Raw genomic sequence first — 23901 nt, 5'->3', positions numbered from 1 at the left:
TCAACTACGGTATAGCACCCAACTGCGGATTGAAATTTCCGGTTACAGACGACGAATCGCTTTATGCGTATATGGACACGGTGAAAGGTCAGCCGATCTTTCGGGGCATGCAAGCCGAAGGACGCGAGTGGATCACCTTGTTTTCGCCCGAAGCCATTACCGAGTTTGATTACGTTTTTACAGATGCCATGACCTGGACAGACGATAAGGGACGCCGAATGCGCCTGTGGATTCCCGAAGAGGTTTTTGTGGATGACGAGCAAGATTTTATGGAGCAACTGGTCAGCCGTATTGAAGCCATCGTTTCGCAGGAACCGATTGATATCCATGTAAATCCGACTTATTTGCCCGAAGTGCTTGCCGATCAGTATGATGAATTATGGACCGATGAGCGCATTGAGCGTTTCGTGCGGGTGTTGGCTGAAAACGATGTCGCTTTGGAAATCAACTCCCGCCTGAAGTTGCCTTCGGAGAAAATTTTACGGCGAGCTAAAGAAGCGGGTGTCAAGTTCAGCTTTGGAACCAATAATATTACGCCGGATTTTGGACGATTGGATTATTCACTTGAAATGGCTGAAAAACTTGGATTAACCTATAAGGATATGTTTATGCCAAAACCGGATGGACAGAAACCGGTTCAAGTCAAAGGTTTGCCAGCACAAATTACAGGCTAAAAGTACGAAACATTTGATCGCAGGCTTTCGGTGATTCCCTTTAGCTCAATAGCTGATTTAATGAGTTTTACAATATTTTCAGATTTGAACCGGGACACATTGATGACCAGGTCAAACATTTCTTCGGGATGCTTTTTGTTGACGTAATGTTTACGGAAAGTTTCCCGTTTTTTTTCTGTTTCCGTGATGAATCGGAGAGCTTCATCGGTGGAAATATTGTTTCGCGAGGCAATTTTCTCAACGCGCCAATCCAGTGGTGCTTCCAGCCGGATATGCAGCGAATGTTCAATGTCTCTGGCAATGATGTGTCCGGCACGGCCCACAATGATGCAACATCCATCCACCGCAAATCCTTTAATGACTTCTTTCACTGTTTTCAAAATCATTCGATCACTTTTGTACATTTTCGCATTAAATGCTTCCAGAATTTCATCGAAGGTGGAATGATCGGCCTGGGTAAACAGCCGGTTAACTTTGCGGGGGTCGAGTTCCAGTTGGCGAGCGCTTTCGTGCAAAACCTCCTTGCTGATGACTTGCCATTTTTTGCAAACAACAAATTCATTTAAAGCTTCAGCAAGATTGCGTGCAACTTTTACGCCTCCGCAGCCCACTTGTCTCGAAATGGTGATGACCGGGCCTGCAACATGGGATTCGGGGCGGCGTGCTGGTGAAATTTCGCCGAAGCGCTTATTCATATAATTAAGTAAGGAGTTTTCCATGATTTTTGATTTTGTGGTTTATCCAGTTTTACGAATTCATAGTAAATCAGTTATATGTTTGTGAGTAGGAAAAAGCTCGGCTTTTTTTTGTAATTTATCATCGCCTTGCCAAATATCATAAGTCGTAAGCACAATTGTAACTACCTTTCGAATTCGTTTGTTTAATTTGAAAATACCAGACTCATGTTTAATCGAGAGATTTATATTGAAAGACGTCGTCAGTTACGAGATCAGGTAAGTGGAGGACTGATCCTGATTTTGGGAAACTCTGACTCACCAATGAATTACAAGGATAACACCTATCATTTCAGGCAGGATAGTAATTTTTTATACTTCTTTGGACTTGATTTTCAGAATCTTGCTGGCCTGATTGATGTCGATTCAGGTGAAGAGATGCTTTTTGGCGATGATTTCTCCATGGACGATATTATTTGGATGGGGCCTCAGGAGAGCATGCAGACGAAAGCGGCCCGGGTGGGAATAAAGAAAGCCCTGGCTTATCAGAAGTTGTTCAGCCAGGTGGGTGAAGCGGTTAAGCGTGGTCGGAAGATTCATTTTACGCCACCCTATCGGGCCGACAACCAATTGGTCTTGCTCGAACTTACCGGCATTGCTCCTTCTCACCAGAAGGCTGCGGCGTCTTTAGAACTGATTCAGGCGATCGTCAGCTTGCGTTCCGTAAAAGATGCCGGTGAAATTGAAGAGTTGCAGAAAGCAGCTGCCGCCGGCTATCAAATGCATGTGGCAGCCATGAAAATGGCGATGCCCGGTACCTGGGAGCAGAAAATTGCCGGAACCATTGAAGGTATTTCTCTGGCCAACGGAAATCCGCCGTCTTTCCCAATTATTCTGTCACAAAACGGCGAAACCTTGCATAATCACGATCATTCCAACGTGCTCGAAAAAGGCCGGTTGTTGTTGGTTGACGCGGGTGCGCAAACCAGCATGCACTATGCTTCCGATTTTACACGCACTTCACCCGTTGGGGGGCAGTTTAGTCAACAACAGAGAGAGATTTATGAAATTGTTTTACAGGCGAATAATCTGGCTACGGAATTGGCCAAACCGGGGGCGAGTTACCTGTCCATTCACCTCGAAGCGGCCAAAGTAATCGCGTCGGGGATGAAAGCCTTGGGCTTGATGAAAGGCGATGTGGATGAGGCCGTACAAGCTGGTGCGCACGCCTTGTTTATGCCCCACGGGCTTGGCCACATGATGGGGCTGGATGTGCATGACATGGAAGATCTTGGGCAAATTTATGTTGGCTATGATGAAGAGATCCGGCCTGTTAGTCAATTCGGAACCGCTGCCCTACGCCTTGGGCGAAAATTGCAGCCAGGTTTTGTGATCACCAACGAACCGGGCATTTATTTCATTCCGGCATTGATTGACCAATGGAAATCGGAAAAGACAAACCACGAGTTTATCAATTTCGACCGGTTGGAAGCCTATCGTACTTTTGGCGGAATTCGCCTGGAAGACGATTTGCTGATTACAGAAACAGCTTGTGAATTAATTGGCGAACGAATTCCGATTACGCCGGAAGAAGTGGAATCAACCATGAAATAATTTTGGCGATAAGATTGATTGAAGAAGCTGCTAATTGGCAGCTTTTTCTTTCAAAATGCGGTAATAAAAATAATCGAGCTCTGTTTTAATCTCGTCACGCAAATGCCGGTAGGCATCCAGTTGACTTCCATATCGGCCGATTGATTTAACGAGCTTGCCAAAACTGAGGTGCAGTTTGTTTTTATAAGCAAGGGGAAGATCGCGAAACTCTTCCTTTGTGCTTTCGCCTAAGGTAATCAGGTAGTCGATTGGTTCATCTTTCAAGTCTGAAACAGATTGAAGGCTGGCCGGATTCATCACGAGGCCAATTTCTTGCATCACCTGAATGGCCAATGGATCCAGCTCGTTTGTCGGGCTAATGCCAGCCGAAAGAACCCGATGGGTTGCATCCACCGACTCCAGCATGGTTTTCGCCATCAAACTTTTGCAGGAACCTGCACCGGAACATAGAAAAAGAATCGTCATAATTGAGCATTTACGAAAGCTTAATTTACAGATTTTCATGCAACTAAAAAATAACAGTTGTCGCTTTTCTTTGCTTGAATGTCAATGCATTAGCTTGTTCTTAAATCGGTTGTTTTTCTTTTATTACGTCAGAGGAATTGCGATTTCATTTGCACTTTGTTCTGTTGTCAATTCTTTTTATCGCAAAATGAAGGAATTTTGTATCTTGTGCCTCAGTTTGCGAAAAGAATTATGAAGAACAATAATCGCGTCGTTCGGGAACCTTTTGAAGAGATACTCAAAAGTAAAGTTGAGATTGCAGGTATACAGTACATCAAAGATATACTTTCCTCTCTTTCTTCAGTGATCTGTATTCTGAATGATCGAAATGAAGTGGTGTTTTCAAACGATGCCATGTTGGAAAAATACAACATCGACCTGGAAGAACATGTGCTGGGCGTTCGTCCTGGCGATATTTTCAACTGTGTCAACGCAAAAAGTGAAACAGGCGGATGCGGCACCACTGAGAAATGTGAATACTGTGGCGCAAAAACTGCTTTCGACCAGGCATGGAAACGATCAGAAAAAGTTGTTCGTGAGTGCAGAATTACCTCGCAGAAAGACAATGAAACCTTGCAGCTGGATTTACAGGTCACCGCTACACCAATTTTGTTCGAAAAGAAATACTTGATTGTATCGATTGAAGACATTACTGAACGCAAACGAAAAGCCTTGTTGGAACGGATCTTCTTTCACGATGTGTTGAATATTGCCGGAGGGCTAAGTGGCATTTTGGAGTTACTGCCAGAGCTTTCGGACGATAAAAGGGCCAAGTTTCTGGAAATTGCCAGCTCGCTGACCCAGCAGATTATAGACGAGATTCAAGGCCAGCAGCAAATGATGAAAGCGGAACTCGGAGAGTTGCAACCTCATTTTGTCCCGTTGAAAATTGACCAGCTACTGAGTAAGCTGACTGATCAGGTTCGTTTTCATGTGGTGGCTCAGGAAAAGCAAACAGAAGTGGTCAATGAAGCGGTGGACAAGGAAATTATCACTGACAGAACCCTGCTCACGCGGGTGTTGGTCAATATGATAAAAAATGCGATGGAAGCCATTCCCAGCGGGCACCGTATTGTTTTGAAGGCGAAGGATTACGGCGATTATGTACGGTTTAGTGTTTTCAACAATACCTATATGGAGCGCGATGTTCAGATGCAAATTTTTCAACGCTCCTATTCTACCAAAGGGCAGAACCGGGGCGTGGGCACTTATAGCATGAAGTTGTTGGGCGAAAGGTACTTGCAGGGAACCGTGGGGTTTACAAGTACCGAAAAGCAAGGCACGGTCTTTTATATTGACCTTCCGGTTTCGCCCGAAGGCTTTTGATCGTGTTGCATTTTGTCGCCCGAGGCTTTTAAAATGAGTCGAAGCGATTGATCGAAAGTGAAATACTTCCACAGCCAGTTGATGAAGATCAAAAGCCGGTTTTTAACACCGACGATCGACATCAGGTGGACCAGCATCCAAGTGAGCCAAGCCAAAGGACCTCCAAAACGGATGAAAGGTAAATCAACGACGGCGCGGTTGCGCCCAACAGTAGCCATGGAGCCTTTGTCCTTGTACTCAAAATTCATCCAGGGTTTCGATTCCTGCTCACGCTTCAAATTGTCGGCAAGTGTTTGTGCTTGTTGAAGCGCCACTTGGGCAACTTGCGGATGACCGTGGGGATACTTGGGCGTTTCCATGTAGGCAATATCGCCCAAAGCAAAAATGTGCTCCATGCCTTCAACTTGGTTAAAACGATTGACGATGATGCGGTTTCCACGTTGCCTCTTTTCCACGCTAATGCCTTCCGGCATCTGTCCCTGGATTCCCGCGGCCCAAATTAAAGTTTGGGTTTGAATTGGGCTGTGATTTTTTAAGTTTACTGTTTGTCCGTCGTAGCTTGTCACCATGTGGGATAGTAGTACCTTGATTCCCAGTTCTTCCAGGTATTTTTTTGCTTTGTTTCCGGCTTGCTGGCTCATGCCGCTTAGCAAATGAGGCCCGGCCTCAATCAAAGTGATTTCCATCAAGCTGAAGTCCAGGTCCGGATAGTCTTTGGGCAGGATAAATTTTTTCATCTCGGCCAAAGCTCCGCAAACTTCAACCCCCGTGGGGCCACCGCCAACAACCAGTACGCTCATTAGTTGGCGTAATTCTTCGCGGTCGCGCAAGGTCACCGCTTTTTCAAAATTCAGCAAAATCCGGTTACGAAGGTACAGCGCTTCTGAAACAGACTTCATGGGTATGCTGTAGTCCTGAAATCCCTGGTTGCCGAAAAAATTTGTATCGGCGCCGGTGGCAATCACCAAATAATCGTACCAAATGGTTCCAAGGCTGGTTTCAATCATTTTTTTATCAGAAAGAATGCGCTGCACTTCGGCGATTCGGATGTAAACGTTTTTTATTTTCTGAAACACTTTTCGCAGTGGAAACGAGATGGAACTGGGTTCAAGTCCCGATGTAGCCACTTGGTAGAACAGTGGTTGAAACTGGTGGTAGTTGTTGCGATCGACCAACACAATTTGAAAACCCTTCTTGTAAAGCTTTCGGGCGAGTTTGAGCCCTGCAAAACCGGCTCCGACAATCACCACTCTTTTCTGATCTGTTTCTGGAATATTAACTGGCATGACAATTTTTTTTCACCAACAAACCACACGAATGATTGTTGTGGCGCGTTGGTGAAAAGATTTTTCCGGCCGATATTGCCAGTACAGGTCAGGAATGAAATGTAGCTTTATGTCCCAGAAAATCATTGGCTTTCTGCAACGCCAAATCAAAAGTAGACAAGATCATGGATTGATCCAGCAAGTCCAGCACCTTGTTCTTTTCAAGTTCTTTTAGCACTTCCGGGCGAACTCCGGAAAGAATAACGGTTGTGTGCGAATGATGCAAATCCCTGATCACATCTTTCAGGTTGTGCAGTCCGGTGGAATCGATGAAAGGCACGTGACGCATCCGGATGATCAGCACTTTCGATTGCTGGCCTATGCTTTTTAAGGTGGCGCTGTATTGTTTGGCCGAAGCGAAGAAGAAAGGCCCGCTGATTTCGTAAATGGCCAAACCCTCGGGTAGTGTCTCGTAGTTTTCAAGCACGTCGCTGTCAATTTCCATTTCGGTTTTGGTTCCGGCGTCGGCCATTCGTTTCATAAACAACAAGGCTGAAAGAACGATGCCAATTTGAATGGCGTAGGTTAAATCGACCAAAACGGTGAGGAAGAAGGTGACCAGCAAAATTAAAATGTCAAAACCCGATCCTTTCAAGATGGAGGCAAATAGTCGCCATTCGCTCATATTGTAAGCCACCACAATCAGAATTCCAGCCAGGCACGACATGGGGATCAGTTTGGCCCACTGCCCGACAAATAGCATAATCAGCAGTAAGGTAATGGCATGAACAATTCCCGAAACCGGTGTTCTTCCGCCATTTTTGACGTTGGTTGCCGTGCGTGCAATGGCTCCGGTGGCTGGGATTCCGCCGAAAATAGGTGTAACCACGTTGGCAATTCCCTGCGCGATCAGTTCGGTGTTGGAACGGTGATTTCCCCCAATCATCCCGTCGGCAACAACCGCTGACAAAAGAGACTCAATTCCGCCCAGCAAAGCAATGGTGAGGGCAGGAGCAAGGTAGTTGCCCAGTTCGCTGAATTCGATGGAAGGAAAGGCGAGCTGAAAACTCCGTGGGATTTCGCCAAAAACCGATTCAATGGTAGTCACCGGCAGATCGAGCAATTGAACCATGGCTGTGATCAACACGATGGCTACAAACGATCCGGGTATTTTTGTCGTCACTTTTCTGAAAAACAGGGTGATCAGAATGGTCACAACCGTGATGCCCAGCGCCAGGGGATTTATGGTATTAATTTCTGAAAAGTAACTTCCCCATTTGGGCAAAAAATCTGCTGGAAGGTTGGTGATTTCCAGTCCCAGCGCATCCTTGATTTGGGTGGTGAAAATAACCAGGGCAATACCGCTTGTAAAACCTACAATGAGTGGATGTGGAATGAATTTAAGGAGCGAACCCATCCTCAGAAGCCCAAACAAGATGAGGAAAACGCCTGCCATCATGGTTGAAATAATCAGCCCATCCAGACCGTGGGTTTGCAAAATGCCGTAAACAATAACAATGAAAGCTCCGGTAGGGCCGCCAATTTGCACCCGACTACCCCCCAACACAGAAATTAGCAGGCCCGCAACTACTGCGGTGATCAGGCCTTTTTCAGGTGAAACGCCCGAGGCTACAGCAAATGCAATCGCCAGCGGCAGTGCAACAATACCGACGATAATGCCGGCAAACAAGTCTTTGGAAAACTGTTTTTTTGTGTAACCGTGCCTGAGGACACTCATTAACTTCGGGTTGAACAAATGTTGCATAAAATGATTGCTTGAAATTGAAGGCGCAAAGGTATGCACAAATCTGTGCCGTTATTCTCGTGCGACGGGGTATTTTTAAACTTTCAGCAGACCTCCCGAATATCGATGGTTTTGCTATGTTGAAAATAGAAGTGAACTACTTAAATTGAATAAAATTTGATAGTTTTGCGCTTTAATTGTGCGCTTAAGATGAAAAAATTTGAGGTGAAGGAAGAGATGGGTATTATCCAAGCCTGTTTCTATGGAGAAACCGATTTTGAAGGTTTTCAGGAGTACTTTCGGGTTCTTGGTGAGATGGAGCTCCCGGACAGAATAAAAATCCTGCACGACCACCGAGGGGCAACACCCGGTATGAATCCGGTCGAGCTGGATGCCCTTGCAGATCAGCTAAAAAAGCATCTGTCAAAATTTGAAGATATACGCATGGCTTATGTGAGCGATTCGCCCAAAGGAATTGCGTTGGCCATGTTGCTAAAGGATAAGCTTACGACGATGAAAATGAAAACTGAAATTTTCTCAGAAAAAAAATCTGCCATCAAATGGCTTAATTTGTACGGCTAAACTTGGTTCAATGGTCCAGCAGAACTTTATTGTCTCTAAGATCTTGTAATGTGACACTTTTGAAATAGTCAACAATCATTGTATTCAAATTCTCCCAAAATCCTTTCACCTGGCAAATCCCCTTGCGATCGCAGACAAACCCGGTGGCCATACAGTCAATCACACAGATGCCCGGCTCAAAAGCGTTGTGAATATCCAGCATGGTGATTTCGGCTGGCGGACGCGTTAAAATGTAGCCGCTTTTCTTGCCCCTTAAGTTGATAATTAAACCAGCCGTTTTCAGGCCACATATGATTTGGTCAAGGTATTTGACTGACAAATCCTGGTTAAGGGCAATGTCCTTTTGGAATACACCATTTTGCGATTCGTCCTTGGCGATTTCAAGCATAGCACGAATTCCATACCGGGTTTTGGTACTAAATTTCAAGAGTCGATCTTTTTGGTTTTTTATGAAAATAAAATCCTAAAATTAATAAATATTTCATCCTGAACCTTGACCAGTCCTAAAAATTTACTCGGAGGTTGAATATTAAAATCAGTCAATTTTATCTTTAATTCGCCGGAAAGACACCATTGGTTTCCGAAGCAGGCATCAGCGTATGTTTGGCTCCGAAACTGTTTGGTGATGCCATTCATGCTGATGGCTATATTTTTCAGGTCCGATTCGCCTGCTTTTTCAAAGGTGATTTCATCGGAGTTGATCTCGATGGTAATGGTCGGGTATTTTTGGGCATTAATCAATTCCAAAAAGTCCTTCAACATTAATTTGGAATCTGCCTGAATCTGATCGGCCGGAATTTCAATTTCAATCATCGAGTTTCCTTGCCGGAAATCTGCCGGAACTTCACAAAAGCCACTTTCCCGGTATTGCATATGAAAATCGTTCACATTGGTTTTTCCAACAATGTGAACCTGATCAAACATATACCGGCTGAATGTTTCTTTCATGGCGGCCATTTGTCCGGCAACCGGTAAAGAAATCACGCATAGCAAAGCAGCCAGGTATGTTAATCGTGTTTTCATTTTTACAATCGTGTACTGTTTTGTTCTTTTCTGGAAGAATGAAAAGGCAGCCCTGCATTTGCAGAACTGCCTGATTCAATTCCTAATTTTTTAGAACGAAATGGCGGCTTCCAGAACTACGCCATTGAATTTTCCACCAGCGATGGCTCCGTGTGCCGGGCCATCATATTCCTGGTTCACATAGTCAAGCTTCATGGTTACGTACTCAATCATTCTCCAACCACCACCAATGTTGGTGCGGGTAACTTCGGATCCGTCATTGTTTGATACTTTGTTCAAACGGGTACCGAAGTAGAAATCGCCTACATTGTAAATGGCTTGAAGTGCGGTTTGAGTGAAATGTTGATCGTTTCCGCCTTTCACACCTTTCATGTTTTCGTAGATTCCGAACAATTCGAGTCCGTGAAATTGGACAAACAGGTTGGCCATGTAGCTATTCATCTCGGTTTGTCCACCGCCGGGGCTCCAGCGTCCTGAGCGGAAGTTGTCTCCTTCGGCCGAAGCCAGTTGCATCACATTGTAGTAGCGGGCGCCTGCACGGTCACCATCCCAAAGTGTCGATCCGCTGTGGCCTTCACCAACATGGTAACCCGAAAGGCTTGCACGTACGCGTAAGTCTTCGTTGATGTTGGTGTCGTAGCCCAATTTCCAGTGAAACACCAGCTCTTCGCCAATGTCATTTCCACGGCCATAGTTCATGCGGCCATTATTGGTTCCTACAACGGCAAGCATGCCTTTGTTGCGATACATCACTTCCAGTCCCGGATTGGTGGTGTAGTTATCCATAATCCAGTTGCCAACAAATGGGTTGTTGGTAACGGCGGCATTGTTGCTGCGGAAAAAATGGGCATCGCCATAGTTGGGATTCATCACCCCGGCTTTAATGGTCAAGTACTTCATCAAATCATCAGCAGCCGGTAAAAAGGGCAGGTTGTCAATGGTTAGGTACCCACCTTCAACCCACGCTTCATTGTGGTGGCGCGACGACATGTAGTTGTTGATATACAACTGGATGCCGGGTGCCAGGTCGGCTGTAATGTTTAGGTTGGCTGTTGGTAAATTGAAGTTGTTTTTAAGGTCAATTAACTCTACGTCAGCCTCGTGATCCAGCCATTGAAGTTGCAGGGCAAAATCAGCGCCGACTTTCACTTTCAGATCAGAAAATTCCTGGGGATCTATTTTTTCAGCTTCGAATTGCTGGGCAAAACTTGATATTGCAATCAATAAACTCGCAATAACTACTGTAATCTTTCTCATAATTAATGATTAAATTAAATTTGAAATACTTCTCTCTCGTTACTATTACTTGGTATAGACCAAGGTATATGCTACCTTAATTTCGTCTCCTGTTTTGATTGTTCCCATCATGGCTGTGGGCGGCTCAACGCCAAAATCGGTCATTTTTAAATCCAAAATACCTTCGATTTTTATCGTTCCATTGGTACTTGTGAACTTGAAACCATCGGTGATTTTTTGGGTTTTTCCGGCGATGGTCAATTCCATTTGTACATGGCCCGAGTTTCCATTTTGGCTAACGTGAAGCAGTTTGGCCTTAATCTGAGGAAATTTCTTTTCCTTCAGAGCCTCCCAGGCCTTCTTGTTCATGATGCTTTTGTCGCTTTTAATTGATGCCACATCTACTGTGAAGTTACCCGAGCTCAACTTTTCCAGCGATCCATCTTCCTGGAGTGTGATGGTGCTGCTTGCTGTTTCCGCATTCATCTCCCAGTCATGAATTGTTGAGGTGCCTTGTACTTGTATGGAACTGGTTTTTGAATCCAGTTTATACTGAACTTGTGCTGTTACTGCCAAGTTGGCAACAACCAAAAGCACTACTAAAACACGAATTTTTAAACTTCTAATCATTGTTTTCATTTTTTATCCTACCTTTCCTACTGAATTAGTAGCACAAACATAAAAACAATTTGTAATCCGGCAAATGACAGAGGTTACAAGACAACTAATTTAGAATCAGACTAAAAAGTCTTATTTTCATAACGTTAACGAGAACAGCTGAATAGAAATTTGGAGAAAATCGATATGAAACAGTAATATTTATGAAATGTTTTCCAATATGTCAACCAAATGCTTCCAAAACTTGTCTGCGGTTGGAATATTGATTCGTTCGTCGGGCGAATGAGCTCCCAGAATGGTTGGTCCGATGGACACCATGTCCAGTTCAGGATACTTTTCAAGAAAGAGCCCGCACTCAAGTCCGGCATGAATAGAGCGAACAGTTGGTTTTTCACCAAACAGCCGGACATACGAGTCGACAGCAATTTTGAGAATTGGGGAGGATGGGTCAGGAGTCCAACCCGGGTAGCCATCGGAATGTTTGACTTCGGCACCAGCCATTTCAAAAACCGAGCGAACCATCTCGGCGGCATAGTATTTACGGCTTTCAATTTCGCTACGCTGGCTGGTGGTGATGAGCAGGTTATTTGAATCGATAAATTTAACCGAAGCCAGGTTGGTTGAAGTTTCAACCATATCTTTCATGCGGGTGCTCATTTCCAAAACACCATGAGGACAGGCATAAAGCAGGTTCAGTAGGTTTTCCTGGCTGGCTTGGGTCAGTACCTTTTCAGGCACACGGGTTGAGCTTTGATCGACTACCAGGTTGGGCTCGGTGCGTTCGTACTCAAATTCAACATCGGCCGAAAACATGTTGATTTCGGCGACCAACTGCTCCTTTTGAACACTTGGTACAATTACGGTAGCGCTTGCTTCGCGAGCGATGGCGTTGCGCAGGTTCCCGCCATCGAAACCAGCAATACGAACGCCATACTTCCGAATGGCCTGCCACAGGAAACGGGTCAGAATTTTGATGGCGTTTCCGCGCCCTTTGTGGATATCATCACCCGAATGGCCGCCCATTAATCCTTTCACCATAATTTTCATGGCAAACGATTTTCCCGGTGTTTTCTCTTTATCAATGGTTAGTGTTCCCAAAGTGTCAATTCCACCGGCACAACCAATAAACAATTCGCCATCATCTTCCGAATCGAGATTGATGAGTATTTTCCCGCTCAAAAAATCAGTTTCCAAAGCAAAAGCGCCGCTCAATCCGGTTTCTTCATCCACCGTAATCAGGCATTCAATGGGGCCGTGGGCGATGTTTTTTGCTGCCAGAATGGCCATTTGGGCTGCTATGCCAATGCCATCATCGGCGCCCAAGGTTGTTCCATCGGCTTTCACCCATTCGCCATCCACGACCGGTACAATGGCATCGGTATCAAAATTGAATGTTTTGTCGCTGTTTTTTTCACAAACCATATCCATATGCGACTGAAGCACAACAGTCGGTGTGTTTTCTTTTCCTGTTGTTGCCGGTTTGCAAATCAGCACATTGCCAATGGTGTCTGTTTTTGACTTCAACCCATTTTGAGCCGCAAAATCGAGCAGGAAGGCACGGATTTTATCTTCTTTTTTCGATGGGCGTGGAACCTGACAAATGGCTTCAAAATAGTTCCACAAAGGTTGAGGCTGAAGTTTATCAAGTTTATTCATGTGCTGTAATATTTCTAACAATAAACAATTTTTCGCTTGGAATGATCGGAAGTTGTGGCCACGAATTTTGGGCACAATTCTCAAAAGTAAAAGTCACTTCTGTTTTTCCGAAGAATAAAATAACCGTGTTTTTTTCAGCTATCCAATGATTTTGGCCGAAAAATCCCGGACGCCGATTTTTTTATCAAGTTATTTGGTGTGAGATCTTCTGGTTTCATCTGTTTAAGAGGTTCATAATCGGGCATTTGTTTTAGTTGGCCGGAATTTTATATCTTCATCGCATTTAATTTTTGAAATCTAGCCGATGTTTCATCTCTATCTTACGCTCGCTTATGTGTTTCCGAATATTTACGTTTTTGCCAGGATAAATCAATTATTTATTAGCAAAGGATACAAATTGTGGTACACGATTATTTACCTGGTATTTTTTGCAGTTTACCCACTTTCACGGAATCTGGGTGATGATGGCCAGAATCTTACGGCTCAAATCATATCAGGCATTGCCGGTTATTTGCTACCCTTTTATTTGTATCTGTTTCTGTTCGTTCTTCTTTTCGATCTGGTATTATTGGCCAACCTATTTTTAAAATTTCTTTCGAGCGAAAAAAGAAAGCGTTTCCGATTTCGGTTTTTTACCTTTTCGACAATCCTCTTGCTTTCGGTTTTAGTGGTTGTGGGTGGTGTCATCAACCTGAATACCATTCGGGTTTCAAATTACCAAATTGGTGTTCCGAAGAAGGATTCGAAAATTGAGAAACTTCGGGTAGCATTTGTTGCTGATATTCATATGCTTGAAAGTACCAAACTCCGGTACATCGAACATTTTGTGGACCAGTTGAATGCGACGAAGCCTGACATTGTGTTGTTTGGAGGGGATATTGTGGAGGGCGACAGTGAAAATGAAACGACCATTGAGATTGAAAATGCCTTTAGAAGGATTCAGTCAAAATACGGGTCATTCGGAGTTGTTGGTAATCATGAGTTTTATGGCGGCCAGGAGTTCAGCACTTTTTTTCAGAAAGCCGGCATCACGATGTTGTACGATACGATCGTTGATATTGACCGTTCGTTTTATATCGGTGGCAGGTACGACGAGCGCCTGAAAAGCCGTAAAGCTGTTGGTGAAATTATGGAAACAATTACGCCCGATTTGCCCATTATTTTTTTGGATCATCGTCCTACGCAGTTGCAGGAAGTGAGCCAAACCTCGGTGGATGCGCAATTTTCGGGACATACGCACAACGGTCAGCTTTTTCCCATCAACTTGATTATTCGGCAAATGTATGAGCTGAGCTGGGGCTATAAGCAGATTGGCAATACGCACTTTTTTGTTACAAGCGGCTTGCGTTTGTGGGGCCCACCAGTAAAAACCGCCGGAAAATCGGAGATTATGGTGGTCGATTTCACATTCGAATAGCGGCCTGCATCCAAACTTACTTATTAAATCAGTTGTACTTGTTGAAATACTGACTTAAACGATCGGTTAAGCGGGCATAGATTGGCCGGGTAAATTCGACAAACAAATCCTGCGGTCCCGGAGGCGGAACCGCTTTGTTATTGATGATTCGAACTTGCTGCTCAGTTAATACGCCTTCGTCGCCAACAAAAATGCCATACTGATTCCGCCACAAAAACTCACCGGGGATTTCTTCGCTCAAAATCAGTTTTTGGGTTTCAAATTCTTCAATTTTTACGTTCAGCAGTCCCTGTGATGCCACTTCGTCTGTTATGATTTTGATTTTGCCTTTCAGTCGTTCCTGGCGTTTTTCAATGCGCGTAGAGTCGCGGCTTACCTTCACTTCCACTTCACGCTCTACCAGGCGATCAAGGTTTTCCTCTTTTTCGAAGTGCTGAGGCTGTCCGACAAAAAAGTCGTAAAACTCCATTCGAACGACCATGTCGGGATATTGGATTTGTCGATTCTCAGCTTCTTCGGGAGTGTAGAAGGCCACAAATCCAGAGCTTGGGAATCGTTGTTTCATTCGATTAATCACTTGCTCGTAAAAGAATTCGGAAGATAATTCATAGCGCTTCAGGGGCAAGGCAACAGATTCGAGAATAACATGAATGGTTGCACGTTGTTTGGCATCAAACATTTTCTCCAAGACATCTTTGTATGAGGGAATCAGCTTATCGGCCTGTGAAAAATGGTAGTAGGCGTCTTTGGCATCTTCGCGGCTTGGACGCGACAGGCTGATCAGGCCGGCTTGGTAGCGCTCTTCAGCAGCCCGTTCGGTTGCTTCGCTGAGTTCGGCTGCATACATTTTGGGCGATGGCACCAGGCTGCGTGCAGCCGGAACCCGCCGGATCAGGTTGCTCAGGTGGTTCACCCGGTTCATGATGTTGAGCGTTTTTCCCCACTTAAAAGCGTCATTTCCACTCAGGATAAGATCAATTTCTTCCTGATAATAATCCATCGCTACTGCGTAACCATCACTAACCACTTGTTTGGCTTTTTTGTTGTTTGGGTCGCTGCTTAGGCGATTTACCGCTTTCTCCATGGCTTCAATATAATCGCCGCGATCCAATGCTTTTTTCCCTGATGAGCAGGCACCAAGCAGAAAAATAACTAGAATAAGAGATCCCCATTTTTTCATAAGTCCTACGCTGTTTTTTTATTTGAACTGGCTAAAAGTAATTATTTTTTTCAAGCGTTTTCTATTTTCTGTTATAAGGTATAAGCCAGGCGCAGGCCTTGTATTCGGCCCGACGAAAAAGGAACGACAGCAATCCGCTTTGTCTCGTTGTGTTTGCCACTCACCAAGTTACCAACGGCAATACCCAGTGCAGCGCCACCAACCACGTCGCTCAACCAGTGTCGGTTGTCGTAAATGCGTGATAAGCCAGCCGCCGAGGCAATGGTATAGGATAGAATCGGAATTGCCGGTTTGTTTGAATATTGGTTGGCGATAACTGAAGCGACCGCAAAAACCGCTGTGGTATGCCCCGATGGCAAAGCCGACCCTTGAAATGGGCCATTGAACTGAAACGGATCGTCTGTGGCATTTGGTCGTGCCCGGCCAATCAGGCGCTTGGGAATTTGCAGAAACAGCGCGGCCAACACGAAGCTTTCGCCGGCCAGCAAAGCGGTCGACTGGCTTTTGCCATCCTTTGCCAGCAGCCCGTAGCCCATTAAACCACCCATTACAGCCAGCGAATATTCGGCACCCCAAGGCTCCAAAAAGTTGGCCGATAGACGCTCACCTGAACGTCCGGCATGTTCATTCCAATTCTGAAAGGCTTCGTTTACCGGGTCATCAACCAAAAACAGGGCGGCTACCGATGCCGAAACCACACCAAAAGTTGCCCAGTCGCGTCCGTCCCAGTGGGCTGGCGCAGTAAATAAGGTTTTGGTATCGCCCCAACCTTTTCTGATAAAAGCCTGGTTTAATCGAAGTGTATCAATTTGGGCGGTCAGTACAAGCGGTGTCAAAAACAAAAACAGCAGGATTTTACTTTTTTTCATAGCATGTTTAGCTAACAGGACTTCATTGCTGATGCACAGCCCTGAATTCAGTTGCAATAATCTTAACTTTTAGTGAAGGAAACAAATATACCGCTGCCGAAGGGATTTTTCGGGTTGAAAAAGTAAATTCGGTTAACTTTACCGGCAAAATGATGAAGCACATGATTGAACAGGAAAATGACAATGAAATTTTCCAGCAGGTGGATTTTTCGAAGGAACAGCTTGCCGGGTGTGAGTTTATTGAATGTCGATTTGTTAATTGTTCTTTTTCTGCCAGCGATTTGACCGACACGGACTTTCTGGATTGTAGCTTTGAAGATTGTGATTTTACCTTGGTAAAACTCAATGCAACTGGTCTAAAAGATGTCTGTTTTAAACGATGTAAACTGATGGGCTTTGATTTCACTCTGTGCTCCGATTTTCTGTTTCAGGTTGAGTTTGACGTGTGCCAGCTGGACTACGCACTGTTCACCAAAAAGAAGATGAAGAAAACGACATTTCGCCAGTGCTCTCTAGTTGAGTGCGATTTTACGGAATGTCAGTTAACTGAATCTGTGTTTGATGATTGTATTTTGACAGGCTCAACATTCTATCGGAGCGGGCTGACAAAGGCTGATTTTCGAACAGCCATTGGTTTTTCCATCGACCCGGACCAAAACCACCTGAAAAAGGCCCGGTTTTCGCAGGCTGGCCTGGCTGGCTTACTGGAGAAATACGATCTTCGGATTGAAGCTTGATCGGTCAATTTTTAGCCTGCCCTTTCTTATTTTATTTTGGCTGAATTAGTATTTCTGAAGCGTAATCACTTTCAAGGCTTCACCTTCCGGCAAGGAAATTTTCAGTACCTGAGTTGTTAAGTTGGCTACGCCACGCACCGGTTCGCCATTGGGTTTTTTCCATTCCAAGGTAAAAACATCGCCGAGGCCCGATGGAGTCAGGGTTCCGATCCATGCCAAATTCTCGTACCCAAGCAGTTCGCCATTCAGAATAACCAGCTTTTTCTTCCCGTTTTCAGCATCAACCAAATCGATAAAATAAGTGTAGTTGTAGAAAAGGTTGGTGGGTTTATACAAGCTTTCTTCAGCTTGATCTGCATTGGACGGTTTGGTTGCCGGCTGCGGTGGTGCTTGTTCAGCAACAACTGGCTTTTCCGCGGGAACTTCTTTGGTCGCAGCAACTGGGGCCGTGGCATTGGCGTTGACCGGAATGTCGTCCAGTTCGCTCAGCGCATCTTCGATGGCCTCCGCGTAGCCTTTCCTGAAATCTTTCGAACGTCCGGTTCCCTCGCGCGACCAAATGACCTGGTTTCTGCAATCCTTCAATTCTACCTTCAATTTATTTCTGAACATGTTTTTTATCGGAACGAGGTTCACCGTCAGCGCGTCACAATAATCTTCATCCATGTCGGGGGCATGAAAAGCATGAGCCAGCGTTTTTTCGTTCAATACTTTTTGAAGGGCAGTGCTAACACCATATGGATTAAGATCTTCGCCAATCTCAGGAAATTGAACGGGAATAATAATGTACTTGTATGGTTGTTGTGGAAACGCGAGCAGGCTGACAATCATCAATCCGGCCAGGATGAAATATTTTTTCATGATCTTCTTGTTTTAAATGGAATCAATTTCGGAAAGCCAAACTAGCAAAATTTTCATTGCGAATCAATACCGTCCCGAAGACGATCATGCGAATTTTTTGCTTGACGCTCCCGGATCCGATCAAACAACACCGGCTCGGCGAAGTGGTTCCGCCGGATAAAGTATCGTTCAACCCAAATTAACAGTTTGGCATTAATTTACATTGGGAATGGCCTACGGACATGCGATGAACAGGTTTTCTAACTGGTGGACATGCATCGTTGATAAAATAAAATTGTGTTATAAATCATAAATTTCGTTCGAACTAATTATTGAATTGGAATGTTTCTAAACGTAGTTTTCTCAATGATGCGATCCATGTGACGGACAATCTGAATCTACTTTCACATTTAGGGACTGGTGAAAAGATGAGGACTGAACGAGCAGGTTGTGTGACTTTTATCGAACGGGTCACAGCCGCGGAAGGGTAATTTTTAAAGCGCGATGAGAAATGAATCATTTCATTATTGACCAGGCCGGCGATGCCATCATTGGTCTTGACCTGGCAGGAGAAATCACTTATTATAATCGTTCAGCCAGTCAATTGCTGGCCTATGATGATAAGGAACTGCTGGGTAAAAACCAGCGATGTTTGTTGCCCGACGACGGCACCGATGATTTTGAAGTGGCACGAGAAGCTATTCTTTTCAATAAATCTTCAGAACCTTTTCAAACACACAGACTAACCAAGCACAACGAGCGTATTGTGGTTTCTGTTCAATATTCGCCCATGACCAATGCGGAAGGAATGCTTGTTGGGATTTCGCAGGTGATTCGTAAGCTGAACCATTTTGAAATGGCATCAAGCAGGGCCCAGAACTTACTTGAAACTGCTCCTGACGCCATGGTCATTGTCAACCAGCAAGGACAAATTGTGCTGGTGAATGCACAAACCGAGCGCCTGTTTTCCTTTCGGAAGGAAGAACTGCTGGGTAAAACTGTTGAAATACTGATTCCCGACTCTTTTATCGAAAATCACAAACAGTATCGACAGCAATATATCCAGCATCCAAAAGTAAGAAGTATGGGGCAAGGAATGGAGCTTCATGGCAAGCAAAAGAATGGATCAACTTTTCCTGTTGAAATTTCGCTCAGCCCATTGATTACTGCCGAGGGAACTTTTGTTTCGGCGGCAATCCGCGACATCAGCGATCGAAAGCGGGCCGAGTCGAAGTTTCGTAAGTTGCTTGAAAGTGCGCCCGATGCGATGGTGATTGTGAGTGAGTCGGGACTGATTCAATTGGTAAATGCCCAGGTTGAAAACATCTTTGGATATCAGAAAAAAGAAATTATTGGCAGTCCGGTTGAAATGCTCATTCCAAGCCGATTTCGGCAACAACATGGCAACCATCGGCAAAGCTTTTTCTCCAATCCGAAAATCCGCCCGATGGGAGTCGGTTTGGAGTTGTTTGGCTTGCACAAAAAGGGGCACGAATTTCCTGTTGAAATTTCGCTAAGTCCGTTGGAAACAGAGGAGGGTGTTTTGGTGAGTGCGGCTATCCGCGACATAACGAAACGAAAAGAGACTGAAAAAGAAGTTCATACGTACAACACACAGCTGAAAATTAAAAACAAGGAGCTGGAACAGTTTGCCTACGTGGCGTCTCATGATTTGCAGGAGCCACTGCGTACGGTGAAAAATTTTGTCGGGCTATTGGATCAACAATACTCCAAACTTTTCGATGAAAATGCAGCGCAGTATTTTAAATTTATTTCGCAGGCCACCACGCGAATGGAAGAATTGGTCATCGGCTTACTTGACTATTCGCGTATCGGTCAAAATAAAAAAATGACCTCGGTTAATTGTCAAACGCTGATCGATAATATTCGGCAGGATTTGTCGTCGCGCATTGACGATACCAAAACAAGCTTCGAGATCGACCGCTTGCCGGTGATTCGCGGATACAAAACTGAACTTCGCTTGCTTTTTCAAAACTTAATAGCCAATGCCATAAAGTTTCGCAAGGAAGGATGCCAGCCGCACATTAAAATTTCGGCACAACAAGCAGACAGTTTCTGGCAATTTCAAGTGCAGGACAACGGTATCGGCATAGCGGATAAACACAGGCAGAAAATATTTGTGATTTTTCAGCGCTTGCACAGCCGCGACAAATATGAGGGAACCGGAATTGGGCTGGCACATTGTCAGAAAATTGTTGATCTGCATGGTGGTAGAATTTGGGTCAATTCCAAGCCAGGCGAGGGGAGCAGTTTTTTCTTTACAATTCAAGCTGAAAATTGACAATCGAGGCAAAGGAAGTAGTGACCTTCAGCGAATGGGACTATTTTCAGTGACCTGGTTTTTACGATAAACATTGAGAAACGAAAACGATGAAAATGAAATTGAGAAGTATTTTACTGATTGATGATAACGAAGCCGATAATTTTCTCCATAAGCTGGTTATTCGCGACGCTGGCTGTACCGAGCAGGTGGTCGCTGTAAATGGTGGGCAGGAAGCCCTGGACTACCTTCGGCAAGCTGAAGAAGGCTTGCATTCGCCGCCGGATCTTATTTTCCTGGATATTAACATGCCGGGGATGGATGGCTGGGAATTTCTGGAAGAATATAAGAAAATGCAGGTAGCCCGGGAAAACCAAATCGTCGCGGTGATGTTGACCACATCGCCCAATCCCGACGACCAGGAAAAAGCCAAACAGATTCCAGAGATCTCCAGGTATGTCAATAAGCCATTGTCTCAACTTATTTTGGAAGAAATTATAAGAGAGTTTTTTCCCGGAAGGTGTTGACGAAGTCTTGGGCCTATGCTGAAGAATGGTGTTTTGAATAGAGGCTTTGCACTTTTTTCAACGCAGTTAAGGTGAATTTTGGTTTTATCGTATAGCTTTGTGCGGTTGAAGTCGGATTGCTTGTCGCCTGGCGCTAGCCAAGGTTTTTTAGGTCTGAAAAGAACAATTGTGCTGTTGTTTGTTTATTATTTTGGTAGACACTGGCTTTGAACAGCTGGAAATATGAATGTGTTGATTTATAGAAGTGCGGGTGAAAACCCGGATCGTTCAAAAAAAAATTAAAAAACCAGTATGAAACGAACAGGAATTTTAATAGTAAATCTCGGAACACCAAACTCACCGGAATCAAAAGATGTCGGGGTGTACTTACGCGAATTTTTAATGGATGGCCGTGTCATCGATATCCCGTTTTGGAAACGTTGGCTGTTGGTCAACCTGATCATTGTCCCCTTCCGGGCGCCCAAGGTATCGCTGGAGTATAAAAAACTTTGGCTTGATGAGGGCTCGCCACTGTTGGTGTACGGGAAAGCCCTGGTTGAAAAATTGGGAGAGCGTTTTTCAGATGAGGTGACTGTTGAACTGGCGATGCGTTACCAAAATCCTTCCATCGAAGCGGGTTTACAAAAACTCCGGCAGGCCCAGGTCGACGAAATCATTGTCTTTCCGCTTTTTCCTCAATATGCCTCGGCAACCACCGGTTCCATTGCTGAAAAAGTAATGGCCATTGTGCAAAATTGGAATGTCATTCCAAGCATCCAGTTCATAAACAGTTATCACAACAACGAGCAATATATTCAGAACTTTGCCGACAAGGTGAAGCAGGATCTGTTGAAGTATGAGCCCGATCACATCTTGTTTAGCTACCACGGAATTCCGGAACGGCACCTGGACAACATGAATGAAGCCGGCACAGCCTGGTGTAGCCACACCGGAAACAAATGTGCGCATTGCAGCGCACGCAAACCGTATTGCTACCGTTCGGCTTGTTTCGAAACTTCCGATTTGATCGCGCAAAAGCTGCACCTGGATGAAACAAAATACACCACTTCGTTTCAAAGCCGACTGGGGAAAGACCCGTGGATTAAGCCTTACACCGATGCCACTATACAGGAGCTTGCAGAGAAGGGCATTGGGAAATTGCTGGTTGTATCGCCATCGTTTGTAGCCGACTGTTTGGAAACCACCCTGGAGATTGGCGAGCAGTATCGTGAGCTGTTCATGGAGCTTGGCGGTACGGAATTTCATTTTACCGAAAGCCTGAATGCGGATGATGATTGGGTGAAAACCGTTCACGCCTTGATCGGCGAGAAGATGGGGCTGTCGGCGGAATTAAGCACAGGATCATCCGTTCGTTTTCCTTCGGACTTGAACCAGATGGCTGGGGCCAATTAGCAAATACAGAAATAACAAGACTGCTTAAAACAAAAGACCGACAATCAGTTGCCGGTCTTTTGTTTTTCTATTAATTCGTTGACTCCGGATTATTCCCTTACCGAGAATTTGTAAATCGTCGTTGAGTTCAAGGTATCTCCCGGCTCCAAAATCGTGCTTGGAAAATTTGGGTGATTCGGTGAGTCGGGGTAATGTTGTGTTTCCAGGCATAAACCATAGCGGTGTTCGTACACTTTCCCGCTGCGTCCGGTTAAGGTTCCGTCCAGGAAATTTCCGGTGTAAAACTGAACGGCGGGTTCGGTGGTAAACACTTCCATGTAACGACCCGACACAGGTTCGTAAACGCTGGCGCAGAAAGTCATTTCGCCAGCTTCCTGATCTTTGTTCAAGATGTAGTTGTGGTCGTAACCTCCGGCCACAGCCAACGCTTGCATATCGGAGTCAATTCGTTCGCCAATGGCATGCGGTGCAGTAAAGTCCATGTCGGTACCTTTTATCGAAACGATGTTTCCGGTCGGGATCAATTCGTTGTTGATCACTTCGGTTGTTGAATCCGCATCGATGACCACAATGTGATCTAAAATATCGCCATTCCCTTCGCCTTTTAAATTGAAGTACACATGATTGGTCAGGTTAAAAGGAGTCGCCTTATCGGTCGTTGCCTGGTAGTCAATTTTGAGTTCGTTGTCGTCGGTGAGCGTATAGGTTACGGTCACATCTTTATTGCCGGGAAAACCAAACTCCCCGTCCGGGCTGTGAAGTTTCATTTCAACGGCTGGGCCATCTTCAGTCTGAATTTCTTTGGCATCGTACACTTGTCTGTAAAAACTTTGTGTTCCCGAGTGTAGGTTCGCGTTGTGGTTATTCACTTCCAACTCATAAACTTCGCCATTCAATTCGAATTTAGCATTGCCAATTCGGTTGGCAAAAGGTCCCACTACGGCACCTTGTCCGGCGTCCAATGTTTGGTATTCATCAATCGATTTGAAGCCCAAGGCCACGTCGTCCATTTTGCCTTCTTTGTCCGGAACGATAATGGACACGATTTTTGCCCCATAGTTGGTCAGGGTCACTTTCATGCCATTGGCATTTTCGAGGGAGTACAAGGTCGTTTGTTTGCCGTCGATTGTACTTTCAAAGTCGGCTTTACTGTACAACTGGGCTTCTTCTTTTTTTGCAGGTTGCTGGCAGGCAACAGCTGCAATCAGGAACAGAAATGCGAGTTTTTTCATAGGTGAATTCATTTTAGATTAATTTATTGATATTCTTTTGAATTTTTAAAAGGTTGAAGTTACTTTTATTGAAGTAAACAAATTTATATAACTTTGCGTTCCATTACTACAGATGACCAGAAAAGTTTTTCATATCGCAATATTAGTCATTATGGTGGTTTCTACCATGGGGTTCACCATCACAAAACACTACTGTGGCGGCGATTTAATTGATTTATCGATTGCCGGCGAAGTGGAAAATTGCTGCGATATGGAAGATGGCTGCTGCCATAATGAGCAGCAGACCTACCAGTTGGAGGAAGACTACACGGCTCCTTTGGTCCTTAATCAGGTCGATTATTTTGCTTTTGTCATCTTCGAAATTCCTGAGTTTTTGATTGAGCTACGGGAAACTTCAAACAGCATAGTTTTAAATAGCTTTGGAGAATCGCCGCCTCCGCGGACGGTTTTGCATTTTCTTGCCGATATTCAGGTTTACCGTTTATAATTTTTGAATGATTTCGGATTGAG

The 23901-nt window shown here is 44.8% G+C and carries 23 protein-coding genes; 10 read left to right on the top strand and 13 right to left on the bottom strand.

Annotation, left to right across the window (positions count from 1 at the left end):
- Window positions 1-674 (top strand): hypothetical protein (locus NC99_RS22170; RefSeq protein WP_204375040.1); only part of this gene is annotated, 674 nt, incomplete at its 5' end.
- Here the strand turns inward: NC99_RS22170 and NC99_RS16890 are convergent.
- The gene (locus NC99_RS16890; RefSeq protein WP_053186422.1) at window positions 671-1393 is read right to left on the bottom strand and encodes a cytidylate kinase-like family protein; all 723 of its coding nucleotides are present in this window, start codon (window positions 1391-1393) and stop codon (window positions 671-673) included. The two genes, NC99_RS22170 and NC99_RS16890, sit on opposite strands and share 4 nt — an antisense overlap.
- Before the next feature lie 183 nt (window positions 1394-1576).
- Between NC99_RS16890 and NC99_RS16885 the strand changes: the two genes are divergently transcribed.
- Window positions 1577-2962, top strand: coding sequence for an aminopeptidase P family protein (locus NC99_RS16885; RefSeq protein WP_053186419.1), 1386 nt, complete (start codon window positions 1577-1579; stop codon window positions 2960-2962).
- Window positions 2963-2992: 30 nt separating this feature from the next.
- On the opposite strand, the gene NC99_RS16880 is transcribed toward NC99_RS16885, so the two are convergent.
- Window positions 2993-3427, bottom strand: a complete 435-nt coding sequence (locus NC99_RS16880; RefSeq protein ID WP_162231247.1) for an arsenate reductase/protein-tyrosine-phosphatase family protein — start codon at window positions 3425-3427, stop codon at window positions 2993-2995.
- A gap of 231 nt (window positions 3428-3658) precedes the next feature.
- On the opposite strand from NC99_RS16880, the gene NC99_RS16875 reads away from it, so the two are divergent.
- Entirely contained in the window at window positions 3659-4792 is a 1134-nt protein-coding gene (locus NC99_RS16875) for a PAS domain-containing sensor histidine kinase (protein ID WP_053186413.1), read from the top strand.
- Here the strand turns inward: NC99_RS16875 and NC99_RS16870 are convergent.
- Window positions 4756-6078 (bottom strand): NAD(P)/FAD-dependent oxidoreductase, encoded by a 1323-nt coding sequence (locus tag NC99_RS16870; protein WP_053186410.1) that lies wholly within the window; start codon window positions 6076-6078, stop codon window positions 4756-4758. The genes NC99_RS16875 and NC99_RS16870 overlap by 37 nt on opposite strands.
- Window positions 6079-6166: 88 nt before the next feature.
- Window positions 6167-7795, bottom strand: a complete 1629-nt coding sequence (locus NC99_RS16865; RefSeq protein ID WP_239684473.1) for a SulP family inorganic anion transporter — start codon at window positions 7793-7795, stop codon at window positions 6167-6169.
- Window positions 7796-8011: 216 nt separating this feature from the next.
- Between NC99_RS16865 and NC99_RS16860 the strand changes: the two genes are divergently transcribed.
- Complete coding sequence (locus NC99_RS16860) at window positions 8012-8383, top strand: STAS/SEC14 domain-containing protein (RefSeq protein ID WP_053186405.1); 372 nt, start codon at window positions 8012-8014, stop codon at window positions 8381-8383.
- A gap of 7 nt (window positions 8384-8390) precedes the next feature.
- Here NC99_RS16860 and NC99_RS16855 read toward each other — a convergent pair whose 3' ends face one another.
- The 5 genes from NC99_RS16855 to NC99_RS16835 form a co-directional block, all read right to left on the bottom strand.
- The gene (locus NC99_RS16855; protein ID WP_053186402.1) at window positions 8391-8810 is read right to left on the bottom strand and encodes an RrF2 family transcriptional regulator; all 420 of its coding nucleotides are present in this window, start codon (window positions 8808-8810) and stop codon (window positions 8391-8393) included.
- A gap of 20 nt (window positions 8811-8830) precedes the next feature.
- Window positions 8831-9406: a YceI family protein gene (locus NC99_RS16850; RefSeq protein WP_082326542.1), complete on the bottom strand. Its 576-nt coding sequence runs from the start codon at window positions 9404-9406 to the stop codon at window positions 8831-8833.
- A 90-nt stretch (window positions 9407-9496) separates the two neighbouring features.
- Window positions 9497-10663, bottom strand: coding sequence for a hypothetical protein (locus NC99_RS16845; RefSeq protein ID WP_053186397.1), 1167 nt, complete (start codon window positions 10661-10663; stop codon window positions 9497-9499).
- Between the two features lie 45 nt (window positions 10664-10708).
- The gene (locus tag NC99_RS16840) at window positions 10709-11272 is read right to left on the bottom strand and encodes a YceI family protein (protein ID WP_162231246.1); all 564 of its coding nucleotides are present in this window, start codon (window positions 11270-11272) and stop codon (window positions 10709-10711) included.
- 189 nt (window positions 11273-11461) lie between these two features.
- On the bottom strand, window positions 11462-12916 hold the full coding sequence (locus NC99_RS16835; RefSeq protein ID WP_053186393.1) for an aminoacyl-histidine dipeptidase: 1455 nt from the start codon (window positions 12914-12916) through the stop codon (window positions 11462-11464).
- Between the two features lie 304 nt (window positions 12917-13220).
- Here NC99_RS16835 and NC99_RS16830 point away from each other — a divergent pair, with 304 nt between their 5' ends.
- Window positions 13221-14333 carry a metallophosphoesterase gene (locus NC99_RS16830; protein WP_053186391.1) on the top strand — a complete coding sequence of 371 codons (1113 nt, stop codon included), beginning with the start codon at window positions 13221-13223 and terminating at the stop codon, window positions 14331-14333.
- Between the two features lie 28 nt (window positions 14334-14361).
- Here NC99_RS16830 and NC99_RS16825 read toward each other — a convergent pair whose 3' ends face one another.
- Window positions 14362-15513, bottom strand: coding sequence for a hypothetical protein (locus NC99_RS16825; protein WP_053186388.1), 1152 nt, complete (start codon window positions 15511-15513; stop codon window positions 14362-14364).
- 71 nt (window positions 15514-15584) lie between these two features.
- Window positions 15585-16382 (bottom strand): phosphatase PAP2 family protein, encoded by a 798-nt coding sequence (locus NC99_RS16820; RefSeq protein ID WP_053186386.1) that lies wholly within the window; start codon window positions 16380-16382, stop codon window positions 15585-15587.
- Between the two features lie 161 nt (window positions 16383-16543).
- On the opposite strand from NC99_RS16820, the gene NC99_RS16815 reads away from it, so the two are divergent.
- The gene (locus NC99_RS16815; RefSeq protein WP_053186383.1) at window positions 16544-17119 is read left to right on the top strand and encodes a pentapeptide repeat-containing protein; all 576 of its coding nucleotides are present in this window, start codon (window positions 16544-16546) and stop codon (window positions 17117-17119) included.
- Window positions 17120-17164: 45 nt separating this feature from the next.
- On the opposite strand, the gene NC99_RS16810 is transcribed toward NC99_RS16815, so the two are convergent.
- Window positions 17165-17980, bottom strand: coding sequence for a hypothetical protein (locus NC99_RS16810; protein WP_053186380.1), 816 nt, complete (start codon window positions 17978-17980; stop codon window positions 17165-17167).
- Between the two features lie 490 nt (window positions 17981-18470).
- On the opposite strand from NC99_RS16810, the gene NC99_RS16805 reads away from it, so the two are divergent.
- The 3 genes from NC99_RS16805 (at window position 18471) to hemH (ending at window position 22159) form a co-directional block, all read left to right on the top strand.
- Complete coding sequence (locus NC99_RS16805) at window positions 18471-20261, top strand: PAS domain-containing sensor histidine kinase (protein ID WP_053186377.1); 1791 nt, start codon at window positions 18471-18473, stop codon at window positions 20259-20261.
- Window positions 20262-20356: 95 nt separating this feature from the next.
- Window positions 20357-20767 carry a response regulator gene (locus NC99_RS16800; protein ID WP_204375039.1) on the top strand — a complete coding sequence of 137 codons (411 nt, stop codon included), beginning with the start codon at window positions 20357-20359 and terminating at the stop codon, window positions 20765-20767.
- A gap of 291 nt (window positions 20768-21058) precedes the next feature.
- Window positions 21059-22159: a ferrochelatase gene (hemH, locus tag NC99_RS16795; RefSeq protein ID WP_082326539.1), complete on the top strand. Its 1101-nt coding sequence runs from the start codon at window positions 21059-21061 to the stop codon at window positions 22157-22159.
- Window positions 22160-22248: 89 nt separating this feature from the next.
- Here hemH and NC99_RS16790 read toward each other — a convergent pair whose 3' ends face one another.
- Window positions 22249-23391, bottom strand: coding sequence for an aldose epimerase family protein (locus NC99_RS16790; protein ID WP_082326546.1), 1143 nt, complete (start codon window positions 23389-23391; stop codon window positions 22249-22251).
- 112 nt (window positions 23392-23503) lie between these two features.
- Here NC99_RS16790 and NC99_RS16785 point away from each other — a divergent pair, with 112 nt between their 5' ends.
- Entirely contained in the window at window positions 23504-23878 is a 375-nt protein-coding gene (locus tag NC99_RS16785; RefSeq protein WP_157624995.1) for an HYC_CC_PP family protein, read from the top strand.
- Window positions 23879-23901 lie beyond the last annotated feature (23 nt).

It is taken from the genome of Sunxiuqinia dokdonensis, assembly GCF_001270965.1.
Lineage (GTDB): Bacteria > Bacteroidota > Bacteroidia > Bacteroidales > Prolixibacteraceae > Sunxiuqinia > Sunxiuqinia dokdonensis.
The sequence above is the reverse complement of the archived record's forward strand: the minus strand, read 5'-3'. Positions and strand labels throughout refer to the sequence as shown.